This window comes from Colwellia psychrerythraea (genome assembly GCF_000764185.1).
Taxonomy (GTDB): Bacteria; Pseudomonadota; Gammaproteobacteria; order Enterobacterales; family Alteromonadaceae; genus Colwellia; species Colwellia psychrerythraea_B.
In genome coordinates this window covers 1-500 of the sequence record NZ_JQEC01000076.1, presented here as the reverse complement: position 1 = coordinate 500, position 500 = coordinate 1, and the positions used below count along the sequence as shown (strand labels likewise).

General features: G+C 44.2%; 1 protein-coding gene. It reads right to left on the bottom strand.

All coding sequences use genetic code 11. The features are described 5' to 3' along the window. Positions 1 to 369, bottom strand: a 369-nt coding sequence (locus GAB14E_RS00015) for a cellulose-binding domain-containing protein (RefSeq protein ID WP_033084710.1), incomplete at its 3' end; no start/stop codon positions are given. Between the last annotated feature and the right edge of the window lie 131 nt (positions 370 to 500).

Genomic DNA, 500 nt, shown 5'->3' with positions numbered 1-500 from the left:
AGGAGTTGGCGTCGGCGTCGGTGTAGGAGTTGGCGTCGGTGTAGGAGTTGGCGTCGGCGTCGGTGTAGGAGTTGGCGTCGGCGTTACATCACCAGCACATTCATGTTTCAAGGCCCAGCTATTATCACTGCCTGGCGTTGATTTTGTCCACCACTGTGCAGTGTAAGCACTACCAGAAAATTGCATCACATCACCGGTATTCGCGTGATCAGGATTTCCCTGCCAATCTACCTGTGGGAAATCCGGATATGCGTTGATGCCATCACAGCTTTGTGCAGCAAATGTGTTGGTAGAAATCACTGTGCTCGCAGCAAGTGATACGGCCAAAAAAGTTTTACTTGGTTTAAAACTAGCCTGTTTGATTTTCATTCAAATTCCCCATATATAATTTATTATTGTTTTCATATCGCATGGAAAAGACCTGAAGCTTATTGTCTTAAGCACTCCAGTATTCCCTTATATTTTTTGTTTGTTTTTCATGCGTATTTCAAGTTATCATG